Annotated in this window: 27 protein-coding genes; 14 read left to right on the top strand and 13 right to left on the bottom strand. The window is 62.9% G+C overall.

The genetic code is table 11. From position 1 onward, the window contains the following. The first annotated feature begins 102 nt into the window (after positions 1-102). The 7 genes from BLV27_RS01150 (at position 103) to BLV27_RS01120 (ending at position 5510) form a co-directional block, all read left to right on the top strand. Entirely contained in the window at positions 103-717 is a 615-nt protein-coding gene (locus BLV27_RS01150; RefSeq protein ID WP_092641029.1) for an FMN-binding negative transcriptional regulator, read from the top strand. Between the two features lie 154 nt (positions 718-871). Continuing rightward, positions 872-1468, top strand: a complete 597-nt coding sequence (locus tag BLV27_RS01145) for a glutathione S-transferase (RefSeq protein ID WP_092641026.1) — start codon at positions 872-874, stop codon at positions 1466-1468. After that, complete coding sequence (locus tag BLV27_RS01140) at positions 1465-1893, top strand: GNAT family N-acetyltransferase (protein WP_092641023.1); 429 nt, start codon at positions 1465-1467, stop codon at positions 1891-1893. The genes BLV27_RS01145 and BLV27_RS01140 overlap by 4 nt, the downstream gene beginning before the upstream one ends. A 157-nt stretch (positions 1894-2050) precedes the next feature. Beyond that, positions 2051-2632 carry a ubiquinol-cytochrome c reductase iron-sulfur subunit gene (petA, locus tag BLV27_RS01135; RefSeq protein ID WP_092641020.1) on the top strand — a complete coding sequence of 194 codons (582 nt, stop codon included), beginning with the start codon at positions 2051-2053 and terminating at the stop codon, positions 2630-2632. Between the two features lie 12 nt (positions 2633-2644). Next, positions 2645-3991: a cytochrome b gene (locus BLV27_RS01130; protein ID WP_092641017.1), complete on the top strand. Its 1347-nt coding sequence runs from the start codon at positions 2645-2647 to the stop codon at positions 3989-3991. A gap of 13 nt (positions 3992-4004) precedes the next feature. Further along, positions 4005-4802: a cytochrome c1 gene (locus BLV27_RS01125; protein WP_092641014.1), complete on the top strand. Its 798-nt coding sequence runs from the start codon at positions 4005-4007 to the stop codon at positions 4800-4802. Between the two features lie 114 nt (positions 4803-4916). Further along, positions 4917-5510: a hypothetical protein gene (locus BLV27_RS01120; protein ID WP_092641011.1), complete on the top strand. Its 594-nt coding sequence runs from the start codon at positions 4917-4919 to the stop codon at positions 5508-5510. Between the two features lie 82 nt (positions 5511-5592). Here the strand turns inward: BLV27_RS01120 and infB are convergent, their stop codons facing one another. From infB to rimP, 4 genes are read right to left on the bottom strand one after another with little or no spacing between them, the layout of a single operon-like run. Beyond that, positions 5593-8070: a translation initiation factor IF-2 gene (infB, locus tag BLV27_RS01115; protein WP_092641008.1), complete on the bottom strand. Its 2478-nt coding sequence runs from the start codon at positions 8068-8070 to the stop codon at positions 5593-5595. Continuing rightward, complete coding sequence (locus BLV27_RS01110; protein WP_092641005.1) at positions 8067-8699, bottom strand: RNA-binding protein; 633 nt, start codon at positions 8697-8699, stop codon at positions 8067-8069. The genes infB and BLV27_RS01110 overlap by 4 nt, the downstream gene beginning before the upstream one ends. Positions 8700-8717: 18 nt before the next feature. Further along, positions 8718-10337, bottom strand: coding sequence for a transcription termination factor NusA (nusA, locus tag BLV27_RS01105; protein WP_092641002.1), 1620 nt, complete (start codon positions 10335-10337; stop codon positions 8718-8720). Beyond that, positions 10338-10922 (bottom strand): ribosome maturation factor RimP, encoded by a 585-nt coding sequence (gene rimP / locus BLV27_RS01100; protein WP_092640999.1) that lies wholly within the window; start codon positions 10920-10922, stop codon positions 10338-10340. It abuts the gene before it with no gap. Positions 10923-11297: 375 nt separating this feature from the next. Here rimP and BLV27_RS01095 point away from each other — a divergent pair, with 375 nt between their 5' ends. After that, positions 11298-12410, top strand: coding sequence for an S-(hydroxymethyl)glutathione dehydrogenase/class III alcohol dehydrogenase (locus BLV27_RS01095; protein WP_092640996.1), 1113 nt, complete (start codon positions 11298-11300; stop codon positions 12408-12410). Positions 12411-12434: 24 nt separating this feature from the next. On the opposite strand, the gene BLV27_RS01090 is transcribed toward BLV27_RS01095, so the two are convergent. Beyond that, positions 12435-13211, bottom strand: coding sequence for an SDR family oxidoreductase (locus tag BLV27_RS01090; RefSeq protein WP_092640993.1), 777 nt, complete (start codon positions 13209-13211; stop codon positions 12435-12437). Between the two features lie 38 nt (positions 13212-13249). On the opposite strand from BLV27_RS01090, the gene kce reads away from it, so the two are divergent. Both kce and BLV27_RS01080 read left to right on the top strand, forming a co-directional pair. Then, positions 13250-14176 (top strand): 3,5-dioxohexanoate:acetyl-CoA acetone transferase, encoded by a 927-nt coding sequence (kce, locus tag BLV27_RS01085; protein WP_092640989.1) that lies wholly within the window; start codon positions 13250-13252, stop codon positions 14174-14176. 58 nt (positions 14177-14234) lie between these two features. Then, a complete protein-coding gene (locus BLV27_RS01080; RefSeq protein WP_092640986.1) occupies positions 14235-14957 on the top strand; it encodes an NYN domain-containing protein in 723 nt (240 codons plus the stop codon). A gap of 9 nt (positions 14958-14966) precedes the next feature. On the opposite strand, the gene BLV27_RS01075 is transcribed toward BLV27_RS01080, so the two are convergent. The 4 genes from BLV27_RS01075 to BLV27_RS01060 are packed head-to-tail and all read right to left on the bottom strand — an operon-like array spanning position 14967 to position 17287. Continuing rightward, positions 14967-15416 carry a MarR family winged helix-turn-helix transcriptional regulator gene (locus tag BLV27_RS01075; protein WP_092640983.1) on the bottom strand — a complete coding sequence of 150 codons (450 nt, stop codon included), beginning with the start codon at positions 15414-15416 and terminating at the stop codon, positions 14967-14969. Beyond that, entirely contained in the window at positions 15413-16243 is an 831-nt protein-coding gene (locus tag BLV27_RS01070) for a carbon-nitrogen hydrolase family protein (protein WP_092640980.1), read from the bottom strand. The genes BLV27_RS01075 and BLV27_RS01070 overlap by 4 nt, the downstream gene beginning before the upstream one ends. Then, on the bottom strand, positions 16243-16500 hold the full coding sequence (gene grxC, locus BLV27_RS01065; protein ID WP_092640977.1) for a glutaredoxin 3: 258 nt from the start codon (positions 16498-16500) through the stop codon (positions 16243-16245). Before grxC ends, BLV27_RS01070 begins: the two co-directional genes overlap by 1 nt. Positions 16501-16543: 43 nt before the next feature. Then, positions 16544-17287: a ComF family protein gene (locus BLV27_RS01060; protein ID WP_244504494.1), complete on the bottom strand. Its 744-nt coding sequence runs from the start codon at positions 17285-17287 to the stop codon at positions 16544-16546. 17 nt (positions 17288-17304) lie between these two features. On the opposite strand from BLV27_RS01060, the gene BLV27_RS01055 reads away from it, so the two are divergent. Both BLV27_RS01055 and hemH read left to right on the top strand, forming a co-directional pair. Beyond that, complete coding sequence (locus BLV27_RS01055) at positions 17305-18132, top strand: methyltransferase domain-containing protein (protein ID WP_092640974.1); 828 nt, start codon at positions 17305-17307, stop codon at positions 18130-18132. Between the two features lie 5 nt (positions 18133-18137). After that, positions 18138-19193: a ferrochelatase gene (gene hemH, locus BLV27_RS01050; RefSeq protein ID WP_092640971.1), complete on the top strand. Its 1056-nt coding sequence runs from the start codon at positions 18138-18140 to the stop codon at positions 19191-19193. Between the two features lie 82 nt (positions 19194-19275). Here the strand turns inward: hemH and BLV27_RS19975 are convergent, their stop codons facing one another. The 4 genes from BLV27_RS19975 to BLV27_RS01030 all read right to left on the bottom strand — a co-directional run bounded on the left by BLV27_RS19975 (position 19276) and on the right by BLV27_RS01030 (position 22131). Then, positions 19276-19404, bottom strand: a complete 129-nt coding sequence (locus BLV27_RS19975) for a hypothetical protein (protein WP_092640967.1) — start codon at positions 19402-19404, stop codon at positions 19276-19278. A 109-nt stretch (positions 19405-19513) separates the two neighbouring features. Then, positions 19514-19912, bottom strand: a complete 399-nt coding sequence (mutT, locus tag BLV27_RS01040) for an 8-oxo-dGTP diphosphatase MutT (protein ID WP_092640964.1) — start codon at positions 19910-19912, stop codon at positions 19514-19516. A 13-nt stretch (positions 19913-19925) separates the two neighbouring features. Beyond that, complete coding sequence (gene argJ, locus BLV27_RS01035; protein ID WP_092642005.1) at positions 19926-21290, bottom strand: bifunctional glutamate N-acetyltransferase/amino-acid acetyltransferase ArgJ; 1365 nt, start codon at positions 21288-21290, stop codon at positions 19926-19928. 4 nt (positions 21291-21294) lie between these two features. After that, complete coding sequence (locus BLV27_RS01030) at positions 21295-22131, bottom strand: peptidylprolyl isomerase (protein WP_092640961.1); 837 nt, start codon at positions 22129-22131, stop codon at positions 21295-21297. Between the two features lie 184 nt (positions 22132-22315). Between BLV27_RS01030 and secA the strand changes: the two genes are divergently transcribed. Beyond that, positions 22316-25069, top strand: coding sequence for a preprotein translocase subunit SecA (gene secA / locus BLV27_RS01025; RefSeq protein ID WP_092640957.1), 2754 nt, complete (start codon positions 22316-22318; stop codon positions 25067-25069). Between the two features lie 152 nt (positions 25070-25221). Continuing rightward, positions 25222-26334 (top strand): hypothetical protein, encoded by a 1113-nt coding sequence (locus BLV27_RS01020; RefSeq protein WP_092640953.1) that lies wholly within the window; start codon positions 25222-25224, stop codon positions 26332-26334. Positions 26335-26363 lie beyond the last annotated feature (29 nt).

Below are 26363 nucleotides of genomic sequence, written 5' to 3'. Positions count from 1 at the left end.
CTGTCCGGTCGCGGGGGTGTCGATACAATCATTTCGTGGACATTGCGCGCGCGCCGCCCTTACAGCAAGGCCAGCGCACACCACTTCCATGGAAACCCGCCCATGCATCCGAACCCGACATTCCGAACGACGCCCGACGACCAGAGCCTCGCTTTCGTGCGGACACGCGCTTTCGGGACGCTGGCCGTGAATGGCGCGGACGGGCCGTTACTGGCACACGTGCCGATCCTTTTGTCGGATGACGCGGGCAGCGCAGATCTGCACCTCGTGCGGTCGAACCCGATCCTGCGATGTCTGCCGGCCGATGTCGTGATCTCGGTCATGGGGCCGGACGGCTATGTCTCTCCCGACTGGTATGGCGTGGACGATCAGGTCCCGACCTGGAACTACGTCGCCGTACATCTGCGCGGGCGGTTGGAGATACTTGCGTCTGACGACATGCGCGACATGCTGGACCGGCAATCGGCGGATGCGGAGGGGCATCTGGCCCCCAAGCCCGCGTGGAAAACCGACAAGATGACTCCCGACCTGCTCGACAGGATGATGCGCCAGATCGTCCCCTGCCGGCTGACCATTACCACCATCGACTCCACGTGGAAGGTCAGCCAGAACAAGCCCGAAGACGTCCGCCTTCGCGCCGCGGATGAACTCGAACAGGCCGGTCTGCGCCCGGATGCGGCACAATTGGCCGCGCTGATGCGAAAGCCGCCCGCCTGAAGCGCCGCGCCGCCGCACGACTTGAGCATAGGTCATGCGGGGGAGCGGCTTCGGCAATCCGTGCGCTGTCGCGTGATGCGCCAATGCCTCGCCACTGGTGCCTTCACATGACTTCTGATTATTTGCCGCCAGATCTAACCCGTAGGAGACCGCCATGCAGCTTTTCAGCGCTTCCGCTTCGCCATTCGCGCGCAAATGCCGTGTCGTCCTGATCGAGACCGGACAGGACGACGTCGAGGTCCGCGACGTGACGGCAAACCCCTTGGGCGGGGATGCGGAACTGAATGCGGCGAATCCGTCGGGCAAGATCCCGGCCCTGCTGCGCGACGAGGGGCCCGCACTCTACGACAGCCGGGTCATCACCCGTTTTCTGGACGACCGCGCCGGGTCGAACCTCTATCCGCAGTCGCGCCTTTGGGAGGTGCTGGCCCTGGAGGCAAACGGCGACGCGATCATGGAGGCGGCCCTCGGGATTACCTATGAAAAGCGCCTGCGCCCCGAGAACCTGTGGTGGCCCGAGTGGTTCGATGCGCAATGGACCAAGATCGCCCGTTCCCTAGACGCGCTCGAATCACGTTCGATGCCGCTGCTGGAGGGGCCGGTGAACATGGGCCAGATCGGCGTAGGCTGTGCGCTCGGCTACCTCGATCTGCGCCACGATGACCGAAACTGGCGCGACGGGCGTGACATTCTGGCCAAGTGGGAAGCCGCATTTTCCGAACGCCCGGCCATGGTGGCGACCAAGCCGTGACCAAGCCGATTCGCATCGCCCAGGTCACCAATGTGGCCGATGCGCTCGCCATTCGGTCCGAGGTGTTCATCGAGGGGCAGGGCGTCCCGGCCAACGAGGAGGTGGACGGCCAAGACCCCGAGTGCCTGCACTGGGTGGTCAGTGACGAATTGGGCCCGGCCGCGACCCTTCGTGTTCTGCCGAAATCTGAAAACTTGGCTAAAATTCAGCGTGTTGCGGTTCTTGATCGCGCGCGCGGGACGGGCCTGGGGACGATGCTGATGCAGCACGTCATGGGGGAGCTTGCCGAAATGGGATTCACCCGTGCGACGCTCGGCGCACAGCTTTCGGCGCTCGGCTTCTATGAACGGCTGGGCTTCGAAGTCCATGGTCCTACTTACCTGGACGCGGGCATAGAACACCGCGATATGGACCGATCCCTGTAAAAACCGGTCCCCTGCGCGCGTTTGTCCGCTGGTATCCGCCCCCGACCTTGCGCTAAAGGAGGCCGGATAGCGGTCGAAGGGTAACCTTCGACGACATCGCGCATTGTTTAAGACGGGCCCACGCGCAGGGTCGGACATCACTACGGGAGATGGCTTCGTGTCACACGCAGAAGATCACGCGGGCACCCGCCGCGACTTCCTCTACTATGCAACTGGGGCGGCCGGTGTTGTCGTGACCGGGGCGGCCGTCTGGCCGCTGGTCAACCAGATGAACCCTTCGGCGGATGTGCAGGCCCTGGCCTCCATCGACGTCGATGTTGCCGCGGTTGAGCCGGGAACGCAGCTGACTGTGAAATGGCTGGGCAAGCCGGTGTTCATCCGTCGTCGCACGCCCGAAGAGATTGAGGCCGCCAAGGGCGTCGAGATGTCCGAGTTGCCCGACCCGAACGCCGAGAACGCGAACATCGCCGATGGATCGGACGCCAGCGACGCCAACCGGGCCCTGGCTCCGTTTGAGGGCAGCGAATATGCCGCGGACGAATGGCTGGTCATGATTGGCGTCTGCACACACCTTGGCTGTGTGCCGCTTGGCGATGCCGGCGATTTCGGTGGATGGTTCTGCCCCTGCCACGGCTCGCACTATGACACGGCTGGCCGCATTCGGCGTGGCCCTGCGCCCCGGAACCTGCCCGTTCCCGTCGCGCAATTCACGTCCCCCACCACAATCAAACTGGGCTGAGGAGGTACCACCATGGCTGGAATTCCCCACGACCATTACGAACCGACGACGGGGGCCGAAAAGTGGGTCCACCGTCGCATTCCGATCCTGGGTCTTCTCTATGACACCTTGATGATCCCCACGCCCAAGAACCTGAACTGGATGTGGATCTGGGGTATCGTTCTGACGTTCACGCTGGTTTTGCAGATCGTGACCGGCATCGTACTGGTGATGCACTACACACCCAACGTCGATCTGGCCTTCGGGTCGGTCGAGCATATCATGCGCAATGTGAACGGTGGCTGGGCACTGCGGTACATTCATGCCAACGGTGCATCGCTGTTCTTCATCGCCGTATACGCCCACATCTTCCGCAATCTCTACTACGGGTCGTACAAGGCCCCGCGTGAAATCACGTGGGTTATCGGCATCGTTATCTACCTGCTGATGATGGGCACTGCATTCATGGGCTATGTCCTTCCCTGGGGCCAGATGTCCTTTTGGGGCGCGACCGTGATCACCGGCCTGTTCGGTGCCGTGCCCTTCGTGGGCGAGGCGATTCAGGCCTGGCTGCTCGGCGGACCGGCGGTCGACAATGCGACGCTGACGCGATTCTTCTCGTTGCACTACCTGATGCCCTTCCTGATCCTGGGCCTGACGATCGTGCACATCTGGTCGTTCCACTCGACCGGCAACAACAACCCGACCGGTGTAGAGGTGCGCCGCACGTCCAAGGAAGAAGCTAGCCGCGACACGTTGCCCTTCTGGCCTTACTTCGTGATCAAGGACGCGTTCGCCCTCGCGGTTATCCTGCTGGTGTTCTTCGCGGTCGTCGGCTTCATGCCCAACTACCTCGGGCACCCTGACAACTACATCGAAGCCAATGCTCTGGCGACGCCGGCGCACATCGTGCCTGAATGGTACTTCCTGCCGTTCTACGCGATCCTGCGGGCCTTCACGGCGGACGTCTGGGTCGTGATCATCGCGAACTGGATCACCGGCGGCATCGTCGATGCGAAGTTCTTCGGTGTCATCGCAATGTTCGGTGCGATTGTCGCAATGGCTCTGGCCCCGTGGCTCGATACCTCGTCGGTCCGGTCCGGACGGTATCGCCCGATGTTCAAGTGGTGGTTCTGGCTGTTGGTGGTCGATTTCTTTGCGCTGATGTGGCTTGGTGCCATGCCCGCCGAAGAGCCTTGGGCCTCGCTCTCGCTCGTCGCGTCGGCTTACTGGTTTGCCTATTTCCTGGTGATCCTGCCGCTGCTGGGTGTGATCGAGAAGCCGCTGGCCCGCCCCGCGACCATCGAAGAAGCATACGCCGCCGATCACGGCAAAACGGGTGGCGCAGCCGCTACGCCCCAGACCACACCGGCCGAATAAGGAGAGGCAAAAGATGCTTTCGACCCTCACCAAGGGCCTTACGGTCCTCGCGCTCTCCACTTCGGCGGCTTTGGCCGCCGGAGGCGAGACGGAAATCACCGACTATGCCTTCCCGTTCGAAGGACCATTCGGCACCTACGACCAGAACCAGCTGCAGCGCGGCCTGAAGGTCTACACCGAAGTCTGCGCGGCCTGTCACGGACTGAAGTTCGTGCCGATCCGAACGCTCGGCGATGAAGGCGGTCCTGCCTTCTCCGAAGATCAGGTCAAGGCTTATGCCGACCTGATCGAAGTCTACAAGCTGGACGAAGACACCGGAGAGTACGACTACTTTACTGCGACGCCGACGGACCACTTCCCCGAGAACATCTCGGTTGGTGCGCCCGACCTGTCCCTGATGGCCAAGGCGCGCGCCGGCTTCCACGGCCCTGCCAATCTGGGCATTAACCAGTTGGTCAAGGGCATGGGCGGCCCCGAGTATATTGCCTCCCTCCTCATGGGTTACACCGGCGAGGAGAAAGAGCAGGCGGGGACCATCCTCTACGAGAACACCGCTTTTCCAGGTGGGTGGATTTCGATGGCACCGCCTCTGGGCGATGGCTGGGTTGAATTCGACGATGGTTCGCCCACGGATATGGAGAGCGCATCGCAGGATGTCGCCGCATTCCTGATGTGGACGGCCGAGCCCAAACTGGCCGCTCGCAAGCAGATGGGCCTCACGGCGGTCATCATGCTCGCCGTCCTTTCGGTTCTGCTCTACCTGACCAACAAGCGCATCTGGGCACCGGTCAAAGGCAAGAAGGAAGACTGATCGCGGCATCGACCGCGTCGGCAGAAATCAGGCCGGCCCATTGGGGCCGGCCTTTTTCAATGGGCAGATCGGTTTGTTTTCGTCAGACTCAGAAAGAGGATATCGGGGGCTGACATGGACGATTTCAAGAAGACCAATCGGGCAGGGCGCGGAATCGCCATGTTTTTTGCGACTGTGGGCTGGGGCATCGCCGCGGTCGGTCTGCTCTTGGCAGTCGCTGGTGCCATGCTGGGCGCGGTTCCGGGCAGTGGGGGCGCGTCCGATCCGGTCACGATAACCAACCGCTTGGGTGGGGCTGGCCCGGGCATCGGCATCGCACTCTTCGGGCTGTTTTCCGTCCTAATGGCGGTGCAAACCCGCGCCGCGCTCGATACGGCCGACATGACGCGCGCAATGCTGGCCGCCGCGCGCAGAGGGTCCCCCGTTGCCACTGCGGCGGCACCTGCGGCTCAGCCTTCCAACTCTATCACAGGCAAGCCTATCATCAGGACACCTGAGGGGGTGGACGATTCTCCACCAATACCCGCGGATCTTCGCCCCCGCATGGATGCCCCGGTGCCTGCGGCTTCGGCGGGCGCGGTTGCTCCCGTAAAGTCCCCATCCCGACCCGAACCGATGCTGAAAGCCATGCCAAGGCCGGCAGTGAGCCGCAAGACAACGGACTCCCCCAAGCCGCATCCGATTTTCAGCGCGAAACCGCCGCGTTGAAACTTGGCGCCTAGCCTGCTGCGCAAACGAAAACGGGGCCCTTGCGGGGCCCCGTTTCCAATTCGATATCCACGGCTTGGGATCAGTCAGCTTCCAGCGTCCGCTCGACTTCCTGGCGGGTGAAAATCTCGATGACGTCGCCCTTGCGGATGTCTTCATACCGCTCGAACGCCATGCCGCACTCCTGACCGGACTGCACTTCCTTCACTTCGTCCTTGAAGCGCTTCAGCGTCTTCAGCGTGCCCTCGTGGATGACTACATCGTCGCGCAGCAGGCGAACACCGGCGTTCCGCTGGGCGACACCTTCGGTGACCAGACAACCCGCTACGTTGCCGACGCCCGTGACCTTGAAGACCTCCCGGATCTCGGCATAGCCGATGAAAGTCTCCTTGATCTCGGCCGAAAGCAAACCGGACGCTGCATCCCGAATGTCGTCCACCATGTCGTAAATCACGCTGTAGTAGCGGATTTCGACACCCTTCTGGTTCGCGGCGGCACGGGCGGGCGCATTGGCTCGGACGTTGAAGCCGATGACTGGCGCACCCGAGGCTTCCGCCAGGGTGATGTCGCTCTCGGTGATGGCACCGACACCCGAATGCAGCACGCGAACGCGTACCTCGTCGTTGCCGATCTTTTCCATCGCCTGAAGGATCGCCTCAGCGGAGCCCTGCACGTCGGCCTTCACCAGGATCGGCAGCTCGGAGACATTCTGGTCCTCCTTCACCTTTGCCATCATCTGATCCAGCGTCGTGGCAGCACCGGCGGCGGCGCGCTTGTCCTTGGCGGCCTGCTGACGATACTCGGAGATCTCCCGCGCCTGCGCCTCGGTTTCAACCACGTTCAACACGTCGCCCGCGCCGGGTGTGCCGCTCAGGCCGAGGACTTCGACGGGAACGGACGGGCCGGCCTCCTCGACGCGCTGACCCTGATCGTCGATCAGGGCGCGCACTTTACCCCACTGTTCGCCCACGACGAAGATATCGCCGCGACGCAGGGTGCCGTTCTGAACCAGCACGGTCGCGACGGGGCCGCGGCCCACGTCCAACTGTGCTTCGATGACGGCGGCCTCGGCGGCCCGGTTCGGGTTCGCCTTCAGTTCCAGAATTTCCGCCTGAAGCGCGATGGCTTCCAGCAGCTTATCAAGGCCTTCGCCGGTCACGGCCGAGACTTCAACGTCCTGAACTTCACCGGACATCGCTTCTACGATGACTTCGTGCTGCAACAGGTCCGTGCGGACTTTCTGCGGGTCGGCACCGGGCCGGTCCATCTTGTTGATCGCGATGATCATCGGAACCTTGGCGGCCTTGGCGTGATTGATCGCCTCGACCGTCTGCGGCATGACCTGATCGTCTGCGGCAACCACCAAAACCACGATGTCCGTCACCTGCGCGCCACGGGCCCGCATCGACGTGAAGGCCGCGTGGCCCGGCGTGTCCAGGAACGACAGCGTCTTGCCATTCACGTCCACCTGATAAGCACCGATGTGCTGCGTGATACCTCCGGCTTCGCCCGAGACGACCTTGGTCTTGCGAATGGCGTCCAACAGCGACGTCTTGCCGTGGTCGACGTGGCCCATGATCGTGATGACCGGGGCACGCTCCACCAGATCCTCGTCCTTGTCCTCAATCGTATCGATGACTTGCTCAACGTCCGCCTCGGAAACGCGCTGCACCTTGTGGCCAAACTCTTCGATGATGAGTTCGGCGGTGTCGGCGTCCAATACCTCGTTCTGGGTAACCATCAGACCGCTTTGCATCAGCGATTTCACGACGGCCGCGACACGCTCCGACATGCGGTTGGCCAGCTCGGACACAACGATCGTCTCGGGCAGCTGCACCGTGCGCATCACCTTCTCTTGCGGGGTGCTCGGGCCTCCGCGACGTTGACGCTCCTGCTTGCGGCGCATGGAGGCCAGCGACCGCTGCCGTCCACCTTCGCCACCGCGCAGGGCCTGGTTCACCGTCAGCTTGCCACCGCGACGTTCACCGCCGCCCTTGGGCTTACCCGAATCGTCTTCACGCTTGCGGGGCGCATCGTTACGCGCCGGGCGCGCATCCGGGCCCAGGTTCCGCGTCCGGTCCGGCTTGTCGGCTGTCGGGGCGGTTTCCGGCGTGACGGCATCGGCGGCGGGGCGGTTGCGCGCTTCGCGGGCCTCTTCCTGGCGACGCTTGTCGTCCTCGGCCTTCTGCTTGAGCAGCTCTTCGCGTTCTTTTTCTTCGCGTTCCTTCGCCTCGATTTCCTCGCGACGACGCTTGCGCTCCTCGTCGCGCTCCTGCTCTTCGCGGGCGCGGCGTTCCGTGTCCTCGGCTTCGCGGGCCTTGGCGGCCTGCAATGCCTTCAGGCGACGATCCATTTCTGCATCAGTCGTGCTGGCCTGTTTGCCGCCTTGGGCGTTGACCGCAGCGGCCGATTGGGCACCCGGTTTGGGTACCGAAACGCGCTTGCGCTTGGTTTCCACCACGACGTTGTTGGTGCGTCCGCGGGCGAAGCTTTGCTTCACGGTCCCGGCGCGCGCGCCACCTGAAAGTCCGAGGGGTTTCTTGCCGTCCTGATCGCTCATGCGTTCCCGATATCCTTCTCGGCAGCCGGAGTGCTGCCGCTCACTTGTCTGATGCCCTGAAGCCTTGCGGCTTCCTCTACAATACGACGGGCCAAGGTTCCAGATGCGACCGCTGCGTGTATCACGCGGTCCCGTCCGAACGCCAAACCCAATTCATCCGCGGTCAGGAAGCCGATCCATTTTCCGCCTTCCGGCGTCGATAGCTTGCCCTTGCCGCGTTCCGACCCATCGGAGGCCTGCAGCAATACGCGCGCCTCCCCCCGGTCGAGCATGATCTTGACCTTCTCATAACCCGCAATGGCCTTGCCCGCCTTGCGCGCCATGCCGATCGCGTCCTGAAGACGCTTCAGAAGGGTGGCTTCAACCAGGTCCGTCAATCCGTCCGGAATCTTGACCTGTTTTTTCGCGCCCTTAGAGAACATGCGCTTTGTCACGGCTTTTTCAAGCGTTGACCGCTCTGCGGACACGTAGATTCCCCGGCCGGGCAGCTTCCCTGCCACATCCGGATAGATCGTGTCGTCGGGACCGACGACAAAGCGGATCAGCCCGACCTTGGGCCCGACCTCTCCGGTTACGATGCAGCGACGATCAGGCTCGTCGCGATTTTTGTCTCTGCCGCCGCGCGTCAGGGGAACGATCCGGGGCGATCACGCCCCGGCCTCCTCGGCGCTGGCGTCCTCGGTTTCCTCTTCGGAGGATCCGACGACGTCTTCGGGGCTGACCCAGCCCAGCATCACGCGGGCGGTCATGATCATGTCCTGCGCTTCCTCAAGCGTGACATCGAATGGCTCCAGTACGCCGTCGTCCTTGGAACGCTCGCCATTGACGATGGTCCAGCCGCCGGCCAGTTCCCAGTCTGCGCAGGTGGCGAATTCTTCCAGCGTCTTCACACCGTCGGCCGTCAGCGCCTCCAGCATCTGCGGGGTCAGGCCTTCGAAGTTGGCCAGATCATCCTGCAAGCCGGCCTCGCGGGCGGCTTCCATGGCCTTGGCGTTCTGTGCTTCCAGGTAATCGCGGGCTCGGGCCTGCAATTCCGACGCGGTACCTTCGTCCACCCCATCGATGACCAGAAGCTCGTCCACTTCGACGTAGGCAACTTCTTCCAGGTTCGTGAACCCTTCCGACACCAGCAGCTGGGCAAAGAATTCGTCCAGATCAAGCGTGTCCATGAACAGCTTGGTACGCTCCTCGAACTCGGCCTGACGACGCTTCGATTCCTCTTCCTCGGTCAGGATGTCGATATCCAGACCGGTCAGCTGGGATGCCAGACGCACGTTTTGGCCGCGACGTCCGATGGCCAGCGAAAGCTGCTCTTCGGGGACGACGACCTCGATCCGCTCGGCTTCCTCGTCGATGACGACCTTGGTTACCTCGGCGGGTTGCAGCGCGTTAACCAGGAATGTGGCCGCATCGTCGGTCCACGGGATGATGTCGATTTTCTCGCCCTGCAACTCGTTGACGACGGCCTGAACGCGACTGCCGCGCATACCGACGCAGGCACCGACGGGGTCGATGCTGCTGTCGTAGGAGATGACGGCGATCTTGGCGCGGCTTCCGGGGTCGCGGGCACAGCCCTTGATCTCGATGACGCCGTCATAGATTTCGGGCACTTCCATGCGGAACAACTCGACCATGAACTCGGGCGCGGTGCGCGACAGGAAGATCTGCGGCCCCCGCTCCTCGCGGCGCACGTCCTTGATGTAGACGCGGATGCGGTCGCCGGGGCGGTAGCTTTCGCGCCCGATCTTGTCGTTGCGACGCAGGGAGGCTTCGCCGGCACCGATATCGACGATGACGTTGCCGTATTCCTCGCGCTTGACGACGCCGTTGATAATCGTGCCGGCGCGGTCCTTGAACTCTTCGTACTGACGCTCGCGCTCGGCCTCGCGGACCTTCTGGATGATGACCTGCTTGGCCGATTGCGCGGCGATGCGGCCCATGTCGACGGGCGGCACTTCCTCAACGAAGGTGTCGCCGACCTTCGGATCTTCGAGGTATTGCTTGGCGGTCTCGACAGTGAATTCGGCCTTCTCGTTCTCAAGAAGCTCGTCTTCGACCACGGTGCGCACACGGGTGAAGGTGGCGCGGCCCGACTTGCGGTCGATGCTGACCCGGATGTCCATTTCGCTGCCGTAGCGCGACTTCGCGGCGCGGGCGAGCGATTCTTCCATGGCCTCGATCACGAGGCCGGGGTCGATCATCTTCTCGCGGGCAACCGCGTCGGCGATCTGGAGCAGTTCCAGCTGGTTGGCGGATGTGATGGCCATTTACTCTTCCTCACCGTCCATGAGCGTTTCAACTTCGTCGAACTGGGTCTCGTCGATCTGACCCTTGTCCTTGCGATTTTTCAGAACTTCCCGGATCAGCTCATCCGTCAGGATCAGCTTGGCATCCGACAGCCACTCGAATTTCAGACCGATGGTCGGCGTTTCAGCCCCCTGCTCGATCTCGATCAGGATCTCGTCGTCTTCGGTGCCGCGCAGCCAGCCCTTGAACCGGCGCTGACCGTCGATCAGCTCTTCCGTCTCGATTCGGGCTTCGTAATCGGCCCAGACGTCGAAATCCTTAAGGCGCGTCAGCGGGCGATCGATGCCGGGGCTGCTGACTTCCAGCGTGTATTCCTCGGCGATCGGGTCCTCGACATCCAACGTGGCCGACAGCGCGGTGCTGATCGTGGCCAGTTCGTCCACCTCGATCCCGCCTTCGGGACGGTCCGCCATGATCTGTAGGATCGCGTTCTTGCCGGACATCAGGCGCAGGCGCACCAACTCAAACCCCATGTCTTCGATGACGGGGCCGACAATCTCGGCGATGCGCTTGTCCAGCGCGGTCTTGGCGATCAGATCGGACATTGATTCCTTGGCGTTGCGGTGAGGCACAAAAAAACGGGCGCGCGGCCCGTTGTCTTATCCGGTGGGACCCGAAGGCCGCCGCTGTTGAGGGGGTACATAGGGAAGGGCGGTGGAACTTGCAAGCGTCGTGGCGGCCATGCCCGAATGACAGCGGCGGCCCCCGATCCAGACCTCGCGTCCACCCCCGGCCCGTGTCTTCAATAACGGTGCGGTCTGCGTGACCGGGGCCCGCGAACGTCCGACGCGGATCACCTGCGCATCACCCGTCGATCGGACGACGTTTCGCGTGGCGGATCGCGTTCAGCACACGGCGGTCCGCTGCGTCTTGCCCCGCAAGGCCGACTGATCCACCCTATAGCAAAACAGGAGGATCATATGCGTACCAAAGCCGCCGTTGCCATTGAAGCTGGCAAACCCCTCGAAATCATGGACGTCAACCTGGATGGCCCGCGCGCGGGCGAGGTTCTGGTAGAGATGAAGGCGACAGGCATCTGTCACACCGACGAATTCACCCTGTCCGGTGCCGATCCCGAGGGCCTCTTCCCTGCCATCCTGGGTCATGAGGGTGCTGGCGTCGTCGTGGAGGTTGGTGAAGGCGTTACCACGCTCAAGCCCGGCGACCATGTTATCCCGCTCTACACGCCCGAATGCCGTGAATGCGAATATTGCCTGAACCCCAAGACGAACCTTTGCCAGTCGATTCGCTCGACCCAGGGTAAGGGGCTGATGCCGGACGGCACGTCGCGGTTCACGACGCTGGATGGGGATCCTATCCTTCATTACATGGGCTGCTCCACCTTTGCGAACCACTCGGTCGTCCCCGAGATCGCCTTGGCCAAGGTCCGCGAGGATGCCCCCTTCGACAAGATCTGCTACATCGGCTGCGGCGTCACGACCGGCATCGGTGCGGTCATAAACACCGCGAAAGTCGAGATCGGATCGACCGCCATCGTCTTCGGTCTGGGCGGCATTGGATTGAACGTTATCCAGGGGCTGAGGCTGGCGGGCGCGGATCAGATCGTGGGCGTGGACCTGAACCCGTCAAAGGTAGAGATGGCGACGCGCTTCGGCATGACCGATTTCGTTAACCCATCGGACGTTGATGGCGATCTGGTCGCGTACCTCGTCGCGCTGACCAAGGGCGGGGCGGATTACACGTTCGACGCCACCGGCAATGTCGGCGTCATGCGCACCGCACTGGAATCGGCGCACAAGGGCTGGGGCGAGAGCGTTATCATCGGCGTCGCCCCCGCGGGTGCCGAGATTTCAACGCGGCCCTTCCAGCTGGTCACCGGACGCGTCTGGCGCGGCACGGCCTTCGGCGGTGCGCGTGGCCGGACGGATGTTCCCAAGATCGTCGACTGGTACATGGACGGCAAGATCGAGATCGACCCGATGATCACCCACACGATGCCACTGTCGGACATCAACAAGGGGTTCGACCTGATGCACGCAGGCGAATCGATTCGCAGCGTGGTTCTCTATTGATGGCGCGGTCGATTTTGCCCGCCGTCATCCCAGCATTCCCAGGTCACCGTCCACCGCGATGGCCTGACCCGATATCGTTCGGCCACGCGGTGATGCCAGAAACAGAACCTGATCTGCCAACTGCTGCGCGGTGACATAGTCCTTGAGCGAGGCGTGCGCGAAGGCTGCCGCTTCGATCTCGGCCATCGACTTGCCCTGAGCCTGCGCCCGCGCTTCCATCACCCGCCTTTGCCGGTCGCCAGCGACCAGCCCCGGCAGGATCGCGTTTGCACGGATGCCGTCGGTGCCCAGTTCCAGTGCCAGCGATTTGGTGAACCCGATCACCCCCCATTTGGCCGCCGCATAGGGTGCCCGGCGGGCGAACCCCAGCCGCCCCGCCGCCGACGACATGTTCGTGATCGAGGCATTTGCGCTGGCCCGCAGGGCAGGAATGGCGACGCGGGTGCAGTTGAACTGCCCCGTCAGGCAGACGTCCAGCGTGCGCGCCCAATCGCCGGGGTCGACGTCCTCGACCGCCGCCGTCGGGCCGGCGATGCCCGCGTTGTTCACCAGCGCATCCAATCCGCCCAGATGGGCGATGGCCTTGGCCATGAACGCCGCCGCCGCCGCCACGTCCGATACGTCGCAGATCGCGCCATGAACATCGGGCAAGTCCCGCCGCAGGTCGGCCAGTGCGTCCGCATCCACGTCGCAGGTGGCGACCCGCGCTCCCTCCTCCGCGAAGGCCTGCACGATCTCGCGCCCGATGCCCGAAGCGCCGGCGGTCACGATGACCCGCGCATCTTTCAGTTGCATGTCCATGATGCCCCTCCCACGGTGTTACGAAACAGGAGGATGCGATGCCCCGCAAGGTCATGATCACCTGCGCCGTCACCGGCGCGATCCACACACCCACGATGTCGCCGCATCTGCCGATCACCCCGTCCGAGATCGCAGAGGCCGCCATCGGCGCGGCGCAGGCGGGGGCCGCGTTGGTTCACGTCCATGCACGCGACCCGGAGACGGGCCAGCCGGACCAGTCGCCCGAGGCCTTCGCCCCGATCCTTGGCGTCATCAAGCAGGGATGTGACGCGGTCATCAACATCACGACAGGCGGCGCGCCAACGATGCTGGTGGACGAGCGGGTGAAACCGGCGGCGCACTACGCGCCCGAAGTCGCATCGCTCAACATGGGGTCGATGAATTTCGGACTTTATCCGATGCTTGACCGATATCCAGAGTTTCAGCACGCGTGGGAGCGGCCCTACCTCGAAGGTTCCAAGGACCGGATCTTCCGCAACACCTTCGCCGATATCGAATACATCCTGACCACTTGCGCCGAAAACGGCACGCGGTTCGAGATCGAATGCTACGACATCGGGCATCTGTATACGCTGGCGCATTTCGTGGATCGCGGGTTGGTGAAGCCGCCGTTCTTCGTGCAATCCGTCTTTGGCCTGCTGGGCGGCATCGGCGGGCACCCCGAGGACGTACTGCACATGAAGCGGACGGCCGATCGTCTATTCGGGAATGATTTCGAATGGTCAGTTCTGGGGGCTGGCAAGAACCAATTGGCTATCGCGCTGCAATCCGTGACGCTGGGCGGACACGTGCGCGTCGGGCTGGAGGATAGCCTGTGGCTGGGGCCGGGGAAACTGGCCGAGACGAACGCACAGCAGGTTTCCAAGGCGCGCAAGATGATCGAGGCATTGGGCCTCGATGTAGCAACCCCCACCGAGGCGCGTGCGATGCTGGACCTCAAGGGCGGCGACCGCGTCGGATTTTGATGCGTCGGTGGACGCTCCGCAATCGCTTCGATAGGCGTCCCCGAAAAGGAGCTTTGCCATGGCCCAGCGTGACCGTCCCCTGCTTGCCGTCCTGATCGACGCCGACAACATCCCCGCCAAGTTCGCCGAGGCGATCCTGAAGGAGATCACCACCCTGGGCGAGCCGGCGTTGCGCCGCGTCTATGGTGACTGGTCGTCGGGCGCATTGCGCAACTGGGGCGACAAGGTTCTGGAACTTGGCCTGACGGCGCATCAGGAAACCGCCAATACCAAAGGCAAGAACGCCAGCGATATTGGCCTCGTGATCGACGCGATGGACATTCTGCACGCGGGCCGCTTCGACGGTTTCGTGCTGGTTTCGTCGGACAGCGATTTTACCCGTCTCGCCTCGCGTATCCGCGAGGAAGGTCTGGACGTGTTCGGCATCGGAGAGGGCAAGGCCCCGGTTTCCCTGCGCAACGTTTGCAACCGATTCATCCTGATTGAAAACCTTCAGGATGAGGCGGCCGGCTCAGCTGGCGGTCCGGCCGCCGCGGCGGTGTCGTCGTCCAAGCAAAAACCACAAGACGCCCTGCCTCTCATCATCCGCGCAATGGAGCAGATGGAGCAGGAAGACGACTGGGTTGCCTTGGGCGCGCTGGGGTCCACGATCGTGGCGGCGGTGCCGGACTTCGACACGCGGACCTATGGCAAGCGAAAGCTGAGCGAGTTGATCGCCGATATCAAACGGCTGGAGACGCGCAAGGAAGGCAATCAGCTTATGGTCCGCCGGCGCGACTGACGCGCGGCGTCACAGGTCTTCAGGCAAGCCGAATTTCTGTCGGATTTCGCGCAACACGGGGATGGCTGCACGGGTGCGTTGCGGCCCGATGTCACCGACGGCCTGCGACATGATCGGCAGGATCGCGGCCAAAGCCGCCTGACGCGCCGCGATTCCGGCGGGGCTGATGGAGACGCGCTTGCGCCTGGCGTCGTCCCAATCGGGGCGGACGTGCACGTGGCCTGCCCATTCCAGTTTCGCCAAGGTGTTGGTCATGGCCCCCCGCGTCAGGTGGAAAACGCGGGCCAGGTCGGCCGGGCTTCGCTCCACCGGGGTTTGCGCCAGATAGTTCAGCACGGTGAAATGCGACAATTCCATCCCCTTTGGCAGGGCACGCGACAGGCGGGCGCGGACAAGCTGTTCGGCGATCAGCATTTCGCTGAAGAGCGCGACTGCCAGCTTGTCCGACTCGTCAGTCATGGGCCATCCCACGGTTGGTCCGCGGCGATCGACGGCACGCGCGCGCGCGCCGCGTCTACGGCGGAGGGATCTATCTCGGTTACGTAGGCCCCGGTGTCGGAGCCCGCGTCAAGCAGGACTTTTCCCCAAGGGTCGACAATCATGGAATGACCATAGGTTCTTCGTGGCTTGCCTGCCGATGCGGCATGATCGCCCGTCTGCGCGGGGGCCAGAACGAAGCAACCCGTCTCGATTGCGCGGGCCCGCAAAAGGGTTTCCCAATGTGCCGCTCCGGTAACCGGTGAAAACGCCGACGGAACCGTCAGAAAAGACGCTCCTGCCTGCGCAAGTCGCCGGTAAAGCTCTGGAAAGCGCACATCGTAACAGATCGTCATTCCCAGTTTGCCCCAAGGCGTGGCCGCCAGCGTCGCGCGGGTCCCGGGGCGGTATCCAGCGGATTCGCGGTAGGTTTCCGTCTCCGAGACGGTCACGTCGAACATGTGGATCTTGTCATAGCGCGCCGCAATCTTGCCCGTCGGGTCGATCAGGACCGATCGATTTGCAAAGCGGCCCTGCGGGTCGGCCGTGCGCAGTGCAAGCGACCCGATTAGCAGCCAGATGCCGTGGTCCGCGGCGGCCTTGCGCAGGCCGGCCAGGGTGGGATCCCGCGGCTCGGGCATCAGGACCGACTTCTGGTGCGCGCGGTCGGTCGAGACACAATTCGTCACCTCGGGCGTGAGGACGAACTCCGCACCCTGTGCGACTGCGTCCGACAACAGGTCAAGCGTCGCCGTCAGGTTCGCACCGGGTTCGTCGGAGGCCGACGTCTGCAGAAGCCCGAGGCGCATCAGTCCCGTAGCATCGCGTCGAGCTTGCCCGTGCCCTGAAGGGCGAAAAGATCATCGCAGCCGCCCACATGGGTATCGCCGATGAAGATCTGGGGCGTGGTGTGGCGACCCTTGGCGCGCTGCATCATCTCGGCCCGGCGATTCGGTCCCCGGCTGACGTCGATTTCGTTAACGGGCACACCCTTCTTGGCCAGAAGGCGGATTGCGGCGGTGCAGAAGCCGCAGCGCGGCTGGGTGTAGACTTCGACGGATTTCACAGGGATGGCTCCTAAGATGGCTGTCAGCCCTGCATATAAGCTGTCACCCATCCTTCGCAACGCGCGCCAGGACCAGCACACTTATACGTGTAGCCCCAGCCCGCCGCAGGACATCGGCACAGCACGCCAGGGTCGCCCCCGAGGTCATCACGTCATCGACCAGGGCGATATGACGACCCCAGACATCCGCGCTCGGCGTGACCGAAATCGCATCGACAAGATTGGCGAATCGATCCGCGACAGAGCGGTGATCCTGACTGAGAGTCTGGCGATGCCGGGTCAGTGCCATCGGATCGCACGGTCCGCCCGTCAATCTGGCGAGCGATTGCGCCAGCAGCGCCGCCTGGTTGTAGCGTCGCCGGAGCAGACGCCAGCGGTGGACTGGAACAGGCACAAGGAGAGTTTCTGGTGTCAGGATATCCCGCGACCGTCTGTGCATCCACCGCGCCGCGCCCGAAGCCAGTTCGGTCCGGTCGCCATGCTTGAGCGCGAGGACTATCCGCCGTCCGGTCGCGCCGTAGACCAGCGCCGCCCGGCCTTCCTCCCATGGTCGGCCCGACGCGAGGCATCCGTCACAATGCGACACGCCTGCCTCATCGCCCGGTAACTTGGTGCCGCAAAGGTCACAGCAGGCCCCCGACAAAAACGGCGTGTCGGACCAGCAGGTGGGGCATAGCGCGCCGTCCTCCTCAACGCGACTGTCGCACATCATGCAGGTCACGGGGTAAAGCGCGTCACGAATTGCGCCCATTGCGCGCCCGCCAACCCTTTGCAACGCAACCTGCATGACCTAACTCCCCCTGCATGGTGCAACTGAAACTGACCGACCCCAAGGCTCTGGCCCAGCACCGCGCTCGCGCGGACGGCTCCGCATGGTTCCTGCACGAAGCCGCAATCGACGAGGTTCAGGAAAGACTCAAAGACGTTAACAGGACGTTTACGTCCCCCGCGATCGTGACGGCCCACCCGTATGTCTGGGACTGTGCCGTTCCCGGCGCGAAGGTGGTCCCTGCGGCCGAGACCTTGGCCTTGGAGCCTGGGGCGCATGACCTGGTCGTCCACGCCATGTGTCTGCACTGGGCGGATGACCCAGTTGGTCAGTTGATCCAGTGCCGCCGCGCGCTGCGCGAAGATGGCCTGCTTCTGGTTGCGACGCTGGGTGGGGAGACACTGGTGGAGTTGCGCGCGGCACTTGCGCAGGCGGAAGCCGAGGTGATGGGCGGCCTCTCGCCCCGCGTGGTCCCGATGGGTGAAATCCGTGACCTTGGCGCACTTCTGGGGCGGGCCGGGCTGGCGCTGCCGGTGGCAGACCGCCAACCGATCGCCGTTCGCTATCGCGACATTGCGCATCTTGCCCGCGACCTGCGGGCCATGGGCGAGACGAATGCTTTGGCCGCGCGGCATCGTCGCACCCCGCCGCGTGAACTGTTCGCGCGCGCCGACCGTATGTATCGTGACGCCTTTCCTGATGGGGACGGCATTCGTGCCACTTTCGAGATCGTGTTCCTGACTGGGTGGGCCCCGTCGGACACGCAACAGAAACCACTGCGCCCCGGATCGGCGCAGGCCCGTTTGGCGGACGTGCTGGGCGTAACCGAACTGGGGCCCGAATCGGGCGCTGACAAAGGATAGAACAGATGAATGACATGGGCTTCCATCCGCTGCCGCACGCGCCCGCCGATCACCCCAAGGTTCGTATGGGCAAGGTGGGCGTGCTACTGGCGAATCTCGGGACGCCCGACGGTTACGATTATTGGTCGATGCGCCGCTACCTGTCGGAGTTCTTGTCCGACCGCCGGGTCATCGACTACTCGCCTTTCCTTTGGCAACCGCTCCTGCAGGGCGTGATCCTGACGTCACGGCCGTTCCGATCGGGTGCTGCCTACAAGTCGATCTGGAACCACGACGCGGGAGAAAGCCCGCTCGCCACGATCACCAAGGCGCAGACCGCCGCGATCAAGGAGCGTATGAAGAAGACTTACGGCGCGGATGTCATGGTCGATTACTGCATGCGCTATGGCAATCCATCGACCATTTCCAAGGTCGAGGAGATGCAGGCCGCAGGCTGTGACCGGATCGTCTTCTTCCCGCTGTATCCGCATTACGCGGGTGCGACATCGGCCACGGCCATCGACCAGTTCTATCGCGCGCTGATGAAGCTGACGTGGCAGCCGAATGCCCGCACTGTGGCCCCATATTACAACGACGACCGCTATATCGCCGCGCTCGCCGGGTCGGTGAAGCGGGCGTATGACAACATGGACGTGGAGCCGGATATTCTGGTGTGTTCCTACCACGGTGTGCCCAAGCGGTACCTGATGCAGGGTGATCCGTACCACTGCCAATGCCAGAAAACGACGCGCCTTCTGCGCGAAAAGCTGGGCTGGCCCGAACACAAGATAAAGACGACATTCCAGTCGAAGTTCGGACCCGAGGAGTGGCTTAAGCCCTACACCGTGGAAGAAGTTGCCCGTCTTGCCGAGGAGGACGGTATGAAGAACATCGCCGTCTGCGCGCCCGCTTTCTCGGCTGATTGCATCGAGACGCTGGAAGAGATCAACGAAGAGATCAAGGAAAGCTTCGAAGAGGCCGGGGGCGAGCATTTCCACTACATCCCGTGTCTAAACGATGACGATGATCACATCGATGCGCTGTGCTCGATCATCGACGATAACCTGAAGGGCTGGGTCTGACGAACGGGCTTCGCGAACCGACGCGTAAAAGGCCCCGGAGAGAGCAATCTCCGGGGCCTTTTACTTGGAATCTGGCGTCCGATCAGGCGCTGATCAGACGTCCGGTAAAGATCTGAGTCCCGACGCGGACGCGGCAAAGGCCGTCCGTCAACATCTCTACAAGCGTACCCTGGATCGACAGGTGATTACCGATCACGATCGTTTTGAGCATGCCACGTCCTCCTTTGGCGTGCGTTATTATACCCCTTTTTAAGGCAACTCTCGCTCAAAGGAAGTAAAAAATAATCGAAATAATAACTTTTTGATCCGCGGTTCGGGTCTCAAAGCCAATCGCGCAAGATCGGGATCAAGGGAATATCCGCCGCCGGCATGGGATAATCTCGCAGATCCTTGGGGCGGGCCCATTTCAGGACCTGCCCCTCGCGCGCCACGGGTTGACCTTGCCACTTGCGGCAAATGAACAGGGGCATCAGCAGGTGAAAGTCGTCATAGGAATGCGACGCGAACGTCAATGGGGCAAGGCAACTGGCCCAGGTATCGATCCCCAGCTCCTCCTGCAATTCGCGGATCAGGGCGGCTTCGGGGGTTTCGCCTGCTTCGACCTTGCCTCCCGGAAATTCCCACAGGCCAGCCATCGCCTTGCCCGGTGGGCGCTGCGCCAACAAAACGCGGCCGTCCGGATCGACGAGGGCCACTGCCGAGACAAGGACCGACTTCATCGGGGAAGACCCGTCAAGACCGGTAATCTGCGTTGATTTCGATATACCGATAGGTCAGGTCGCAGGTCCACATCGTGTCGCTGGCGGTGCCCAGACCCAGGTCGACGGACAGAAGGATGCGGTCCCGCTTCATGTAGCTGGCCCCGGCTTCCTCGGTGTAGTCAGGGCTGCGCTGGCCTTCTTGTGCCACGACGATATCGCCGAACCGGATGGTCAACCTGTCACGGTCGGCGCGGGCACCTGATTTGCCGACGGCCATGACGACGCGGCCCCAGTTCGGGTCTTCGCCGGCGATGGCCGTCTTGACCAGCGGGCTGTTGGCGATGGCGGAGGCCACGCGGCGGGCGTCCAGCGCATTCGCGGCCCCTGTCACCTGAACTTCAACCAGTTTGGTGGCTCCTTCGCCATCCATCACCAGTTGCAAGGCCAAGTCGCGCAGAATCGCGTGCAGGGCTTCCTTGAAGTCCTTGCCTGCCTTTGTGCGGGCGGAGGTGATTTCCGCATTTCCGGCCTTGCCCGTTGCCGCGACTATCATCGTGTCGGAGGTAGAGGTGTCGCTGTCCACGGTCACCGCGTTGAATGTCGATTTCGTCAGGTCCGAAACCATCGTCTGCAATGCGCGGTCGCCGATCCTGGCGTCGGTGAAGACATAGGCCAGCATCGTGGCCATATCCGGCGCGATCATGCCCGACCCTTTGGCGATGCCCGCGATGGTGACGGTCTTTCCGTCCAGCTCCACGGTGCGGGTTGCGCCCTTGGGGAACGTGTCGGTCGTCATGATGGCCCTGGCGGCCGTGCCCATGCCACCAGCCTCCAGTTGGGTGGCCAGCCCGTCCAGAACGGCGGTGATACGCTCGTGGGGCAGCGGCTCGCCGATCACCCCGGTGGAGGATGTCAGGACGCGGCTGGCCGGCAGGCCGAGGGCATGACTGACGCCTGTGCAGATCGCGTCGACCGCCGTGTCGCCGACCGCACCGGTAAACGCGTTGGAATTGCCGGAGTTCACAAGGATGGCCCAACCGCCCGAGGCTGCGCGCTTCTTGAGTTTGGCCTGGCAGTCGCGCACGGCCGCCGACCGTGTGGCCGAAGTAGTGAAAACGCCCGCCATAGCTGACCCGGCCGCGATTTCCGCCATCATGACATCGGGGCGGCCGCCCTCCTTGAAGCCGGATTTGACGCCCGCCTGCGCCGTCGCGAAACGTACGCCGTCGATGACGGGCAACTCCGGGAAGTCGGGGGCCAGCGGCGAGACCAGCGGCCCCTTCGGGCCTTTCAGCTGCGCCTCCAGCTCCGCAATGCGCGCAAGAAGGTGCTTCTTCTTGGGAGGCTTCGTTTTCTTGGCGTCGCCCTTGGCCGTCTTCTTCCCGGTTTTGCCCATCATATCACTCCGACAGAAGGTCTTGGTTGCGGATCATGGTCGGGTCGACTTCAACGTCTTCCCGGGTCACGTCAGCGGCCTGTGTTAGCTCGGCCAGCGCGGCTTCAACCATGGCACTGCGGACCAGTTCTTCCAACTCGGAGCGGACCTGTTCGAGGGCTGGGATCTCCTGCTGCCGGGTTTCGTTCAGCTTGATGACGTGCCAGCCGAATTGCGTCTGCACCGGGGCGGAGACGGTGCCGGGCTCCATGTCGACCACGGCCTGCTCAAAGCTGGGAACCATCATGCCCGGTCCGAACCAGCCCAGTTGACCGCCGTTTGGACCCGACGGTCCCGTCGACTTCTCGCGCGCAAGTTCCCCGAAGTCGGCCCCGTCGTCTAGCGAGGTAATAAGGGCGATCGCCTCCTCCTCGGTTTCCACCAGGATGTGGCTGGCGTTGAATTCAGGGGCCGCTTCGGCGTCTCCGTATTCGGCGTCGTAGGCGGCCTGTACAGCCTCTTCTTCGACCGGTTGCGCTGCCAGACGGTCCAGCTCCTGACTAGCGATGTAGGCACGCATTTCGTTGGCAAGCCCAACTTCCGTGACCTTGGTCGTTTCGGCGGCGTCGGCTAAGATCTGCTGCTGAATGATCTGGTCCAACATGCCTTGGTACAGCACGTCATCGGGCAGTTGCTGATACTGTGCCGGCAGGCGCTCGCGCAGGGCGATGACATGGCCCAGCGTGATCTCGGTGCCGTTGACAGTGGCGAGAACGGTGTCGGCTGTGACTTCGGAATGACCGTCGGCAAAAACCGGCGTTGTCAGTGCCAGCGCGGCTACGCCGATCAGAAGATGTTTCATTTCGATCCTTTCAGGCCAGGTTGGCCATTGTTTCGATGCGTCCCGCGGGGGGCGTTCGTTGACACCCGTGGGGGCCGGTCTTAAGTGCGGTGAGGACTTATTTTCACCGCGCCCGTCCGTGATTTCCCCCTTCTGATATGGGGCGTTCGCGCGGTCGGCAAGGGCGCGAGAGGCAGGACGACAGATGCTTGGACTTGGTGCAATCGCGAAGAAGGTGCTCGGAACACCCAACGACCGTAAGGTCAAGGCGACCCTGAAGATCGTCGATCAGATCAACGCGCTGGAGCCGGAGTTCGAAAAGCTTTCGGACGACCAGATCAAGGAGCGGACAGAGGCGCTTTCCGCCCGTGCGCACAAGGGCGAGAGCCTGGACGCGCTGCTGCCCGAGGCCTTTGCCAACTGCCGGGAAGCCGCGCGGCGGGCTCTTGGTCTGCGCGCTTTCGACACGCAGTTGCTGGGCGGGATCTTCCTGCATCAGGGTAACATCTCCGAGATGAAGACCGGGGAGGGCAAGACCCTCGTCGCGACCTTCCCGGCGTATCTGAACGCGCTGTCGGGCAAGGGCGTTCACGTCGTCACCGTTAACGACTACCTTGCGCGGCGCGACGCGGAGTGGATGGCCAAGGTATATTCCGCGCTTGGCATGACCACCGGCGTGGTCGTCCCGCAGCAGCCCGATGACGAGAAGCGCGCGGCTTACAAGGCCGATATCACCTATGCCACCAACAACGAACTGGGCTTCGATTACCTGCGCGACAACATGCGGGCCACCAAGGCTGACATGGCGCAGCGCGGGCACAATTTCGCGATCGTGGACGAGGTGGACTCCATCCTGATCGACGAGGCGCGCACTCCGCTGATCATTTCGGGCCCGTCCGAAGACCGCAGCGACCTTTATACCCGCGTCGACCGTCTGATCCCCGAAATCAAGGACGAGCATTTCACCAAGGACGAAAAACAGCGGTCAGTCCAGTTCACCGACGAGGGCAACGAATGGCTGGAACAACGTTTGGTCACCGCCGGGATCCTGCCCGAGGATCAGTCGCTCTATGACCCCGAGTCGACGACTATCGTGCACCACGTCAACCAGGGCCTTCGCGCGCACAAGTTGTTCCAGAAGGATCAGAACTACATCGTGCGCAACGACGAGGTCGTCCTGATCGACGAATTCACCGGCCGCATGATGGCCGGTCGCCGCCTGTCGGACGGCCTGCACCAAGCGATCGAGGCAAAGGAAGGCGTCGCCATCCAGCCCGAAAACGTGACCTTGGCATCGGTGACGTTCCAGAATTACTTCCGTCTGTATGACAAGCTTTCCGGAATGACTGGCACCGCGGCGACCGAGGCCGAGGAGTTCATGTCGATCTATGGTCTGGGCGTGGTCGAAGTGCCGACGAACCGGCCCATCGCCCGCGAAGACGAGCACGACCAAGTGTATCGAACTGCGCGCGAGAAGTACGAAGCGGTCGTGATCGAGATCAAGAAGGCCCACGAAAAAGGCCAGCCCGTGCTGGTCGGAACAACATCCATCGAAAAGTCCGAGATGCTGTCCCAGCTGCTGACGACCGATGGCCTGACGCATAATGTTCTGAATGCTCGCCAGCACGAGCAGGAAGCGCAGATCATCGCAGACGCAGGCAAGCCGGGTGCTATCACCATCGCCACGAACATGGCCGGACGCGGGACCGACATCCAGTTGGGCGGAAACGTCGAGATGAAGGTCCTTGAGGCACTGGCAGCCGACCCAGATGCCCACCCCGACGAGGTCCGCACACGAATCGAAGCCGAACATGCCGCCGACAAGCAGAAGGTTCTGGATGCGGGCGGCCTGTTCGTTCTGGCGACCGAACGCCATGAAAGCCGCCGCATCGACAACCAGTTGCGCGGCCGGTCCGGCCGTCAGGGCGACCCGGGGCGGTCCGTGTTCTTCCTGTCGCTGGACGATGACCTGATGCGGATTTTCGGGTCGGAGCGTCTGGAAAAGGTGCTCAACACCCTTGGCATGAAAGAAGGCGAGGCGATTGTGCACCCGTGGGTGAACAAGTCGTTGGAGCGCGCACAGGCCAAGGTCGAGGGGCGTAATTTCGACATGCGCAAGCAGCTGTTGAAGTTCGATGACGTGATGAACGACCAGCGTAAGGCCGTGTTCGAGCAACGCCTGGAAATCATGGACGCCGAAGACATCGGTGAAATCGCGGAGGACATGCGCCAACAGGTGATCGACGACTTGGTCGATACCTACTTGCCGCCGAAGTCATATGCCGATCAATGGGATGCCAAGGGCCTCTATGCCGCTGTAATCGAGACGCTGAATGTCGATGCTCCGGTCATGGCCTGGGCCGAGGAGGACGGTGTCGATCAGGAGGTCGTGCGCGAACGCCTCTATGAGGAGGCCGACAAACTGATGGCCGAGAAACTTGACGCCTTCGGCGAGGAGCAGATGCGCCAGATCGAGAAGCAGTTCCTGTTGCAGACGATCGACGGCAAATGGCGTGACCATCTCTTGACGCTGGAGCATTTGCGGTCGGTCGTGGGCTTCCGGGGCTACGCGCAGCGTGACCCGCTGAACGAGTACAAGACCGAGGGCTTCCAATTGTTCGAGACGATGCTCGACAGTCTCCGGGTCGAGGTTACCAAGAAGCTGTCGAAGGTGCGTCCGCTCTCGGAGGACGAGCGCAAGCAGATGATGGAGCAATTGGTCGCCCAGCAGCGCGCCGCGCAGGGCCAACCCGCCGTATCCGCGACACCTGCCCCACCTGCCGAAAACGGTGGGGCAGAGGCCGCAGCTCCGGTCGCCACCCCGCTGCAGGCCGATGTCCTTGAGGCCGCCTCCGACTTTGACGAAGGCGATCCAAAGACATGGGGCAACCCGGGACGCAACGACTTGTGTCCGTGCGGATCGGGCAAGAAGTTCAAACACTGCCACGGGGCCTACTGAGCCTCTTCAAACGCCTGTCGTCCCGGTTTTATCCGGGGCGACAACGAGACATCCCGTACAGCGCCGTCGCTGAATAGTGCGGCAGATTCCCAAGAATCGCCTGATTTTCCTGACACCCCCTCGGTAACGCCATGTTTCCGAGGACTGAACCGATGACCCAGGAAGAATTCGACGCGCTTGACAATAATCAGCCTAGTGCCGTTCAGGCCGCTTCGTCTACCGGATCAAAGTACCAGCCTTTGTCTGCGATCAAGGCGCAGGGCCCGGTCCGGCTCGCTGCTGTCGGCCTTTCCGTTGTCGCGACGGGAATTTTCGGTGGAGTGACGTTTCTTGGTGCCGATCCGGTCCAGGTATCGGCGATCCTGCAGGGTCCGGCGCAATTGAAGTCTGGTCCCGGTGCCCTCCCCAAGCTCCCGCAGGAACCACCGGCGGTGGCGCAACTGCCTCCGACACGGATCAGCGGGGTACAGGCTCTCCAGCAGACGCAGGCAGTTGCCGACCCCACGCCACCACCGACGCCCGTCGCGCCCGCGGAACTGACCATATCTGATGCCGAGATCGAGGCGCAGGCCCCTGTGGTGAGCGTGGATTGTGATGTGGCGGCAACGGCCACGGCCCGCGCCGGCGCCATCATCGCGCTGAAAATTCTGGCCCCTTGCGACGCCGGTTCCCGCGTCGACATCTTTCAGGGTGACCTTCAAACCGCCTTCACGCTCGACTCTGACGGTGGGATCGATCTGGAGTTGCCAGCCCTTTCAGCGGCCGCAACCGTCGCTGTTGTCGTGGAAGACCATCCGCCGGTCAGCCTCCTGACGGAAGTGCGCGACATGGGTGATTACAACCGCGCCGTTCTTTATTGGCAGGGCAATTTGGGTCTTGAAATGCACGCATTCGAAGACGCCGCCGCAATCTATGGAAGTGAAGCGCATGTCTCCCAATTGAAGCCGAGGGACGCCGCGCGCGCGCTCACAGGTAACGGCGGATATATGACGATTCTGGGCGATGCCGACCTAGCGCAGGCTAATGTCGCGCTGGTCTACACCGCGCCTGCCGCTCAGGCCGCCACCGTCAGCATCGAAGCCCCGATTCTGGCCGAGAACTGCGGTCAGAAGGTTGTCGCGGGAACGATCTTCATTCCCGCCGATGATACGACCCGGACGCAGGATCTGATGCTGACCCTGCCGACATGCGAAGCAGAGGGCGACTACGTGATGCTGGGCAACCTGATGGCCTTCACGCCGTCGATCAATCTCGCCTCGAACTGACTGGCAGGCACCGGGGCGACTTCCTTGAA

The organism is Jannaschia faecimaris (assembly GCF_900107415.1).
GTDB lineage: Bacteria > Pseudomonadota > Alphaproteobacteria > Rhodobacterales > Rhodobacteraceae > Jannaschia > Jannaschia faecimaris.
Note: the sequence above shows the minus strand (reverse complement) of the source record. Positions and strands in the feature narration are given on the sequence as shown.

Coding starts and splice junctions, on each gene's coding strand:
- BLV27_RS01150 (WP_092641029.1), top strand. CDS start 103: ATGCATCCGAACCCGACATTCCGAACGACGCCCGACGACCAGAGCCTC.
- BLV27_RS01145 (WP_092641026.1), top strand. CDS start 872: ATGCAGCTTTTCAGCGCTTCCGCTTCGCCATTCGCGCGCAAATGCCGT.
- BLV27_RS01130 (WP_092641017.1), top strand. CDS start 2,645: ATGGCTGGAATTCCCCACGACCATTACGAACCGACGACGGGGGCCGAA.
- BLV27_RS01125 (WP_092641014.1), top strand. CDS start 4,005: ATGCTTTCGACCCTCACCAAGGGCCTTACGGTCCTCGCGCTCTCCACT.
- BLV27_RS01120 (WP_092641011.1), top strand. CDS start 4,917: ATGGACGATTTCAAGAAGACCAATCGGGCAGGGCGCGGAATCGCCATG.
- infB (WP_092641008.1), bottom strand. CDS start 8,070: ATGAGCGATCAGGACGGCAAGAAACCCCTCGGACTTTCAGGTGGCGCG.
- nusA (WP_092641002.1), bottom strand. CDS start 10,337: ATGGCCATCACATCCGCCAACCAGCTGGAACTGCTCCAGATCGCCGAC.
- rimP (WP_092640999.1), bottom strand. CDS start 10,922: ATGTCCGATCTGATCGCCAAGACCGCGCTGGACAAGCGCATCGCCGAG.
- BLV27_RS01095 (WP_092640996.1), top strand. CDS start 11,298: ATGCGTACCAAAGCCGCCGTTGCCATTGAAGCTGGCAAACCCCTCGAA.
- BLV27_RS01090 (WP_092640993.1), bottom strand. CDS start 13,211: ATGGACATGCAACTGAAAGATGCGCGGGTCATCGTGACCGCCGGCGCT.
- kce (WP_092640989.1), top strand. CDS start 13,250: ATGCCCCGCAAGGTCATGATCACCTGCGCCGTCACCGGCGCGATCCAC.
- BLV27_RS01080 (WP_092640986.1), top strand. CDS start 14,235: ATGGCCCAGCGTGACCGTCCCCTGCTTGCCGTCCTGATCGACGCCGAC.
- BLV27_RS01075 (WP_092640983.1), bottom strand. CDS start 15,416: ATGACTGACGAGTCGGACAAGCTGGCAGTCGCGCTCTTCAGCGAAATG.
- BLV27_RS01070 (WP_092640980.1), bottom strand. CDS start 16,243: ATGCGCCTCGGGCTTCTGCAGACGTCGGCCTCCGACGAACCCGGTGCG.
- BLV27_RS01060 (WP_244504494.1), bottom strand. CDS start 17,287: ATGCAGGTTGCGTTGCAAAGGGTTGGCGGGCGCGCAATGGGCGCAATT.
- BLV27_RS01055 (WP_092640974.1), top strand. CDS start 17,305: ATGGTGCAACTGAAACTGACCGACCCCAAGGCTCTGGCCCAGCACCGC.
- hemH (WP_092640971.1), top strand. CDS start 18,138: ATGAATGACATGGGCTTCCATCCGCTGCCGCACGCGCCCGCCGATCAC.
- BLV27_RS19975 (WP_092640967.1), bottom strand. CDS start 19,404: ATGCTCAAAACGATCGTGATCGGTAATCACCTGTCGATCCAGGGTACG.
- mutT (WP_092640964.1), bottom strand. CDS start 19,912: ATGAAGTCGGTCCTTGTCTCGGCAGTGGCCCTCGTCGATCCGGACGGC.
- argJ (WP_092642005.1), bottom strand. CDS start 21,290: ATGGGCAAAACCGGGAAGAAGACGGCCAAGGGCGACGCCAAGAAAACG.
- BLV27_RS01030 (WP_092640961.1), bottom strand. CDS start 22,131: ATGAAACATCTTCTGATCGGCGTAGCCGCGCTGGCACTGACAACGCCG.
- secA (WP_092640957.1), top strand. CDS start 22,316: ATGCTTGGACTTGGTGCAATCGCGAAGAAGGTGCTCGGAACACCCAAC.
- BLV27_RS01020 (WP_092640953.1), top strand. CDS start 25,222: ATGACCCAGGAAGAATTCGACGCGCTTGACAATAATCAGCCTAGTGCC.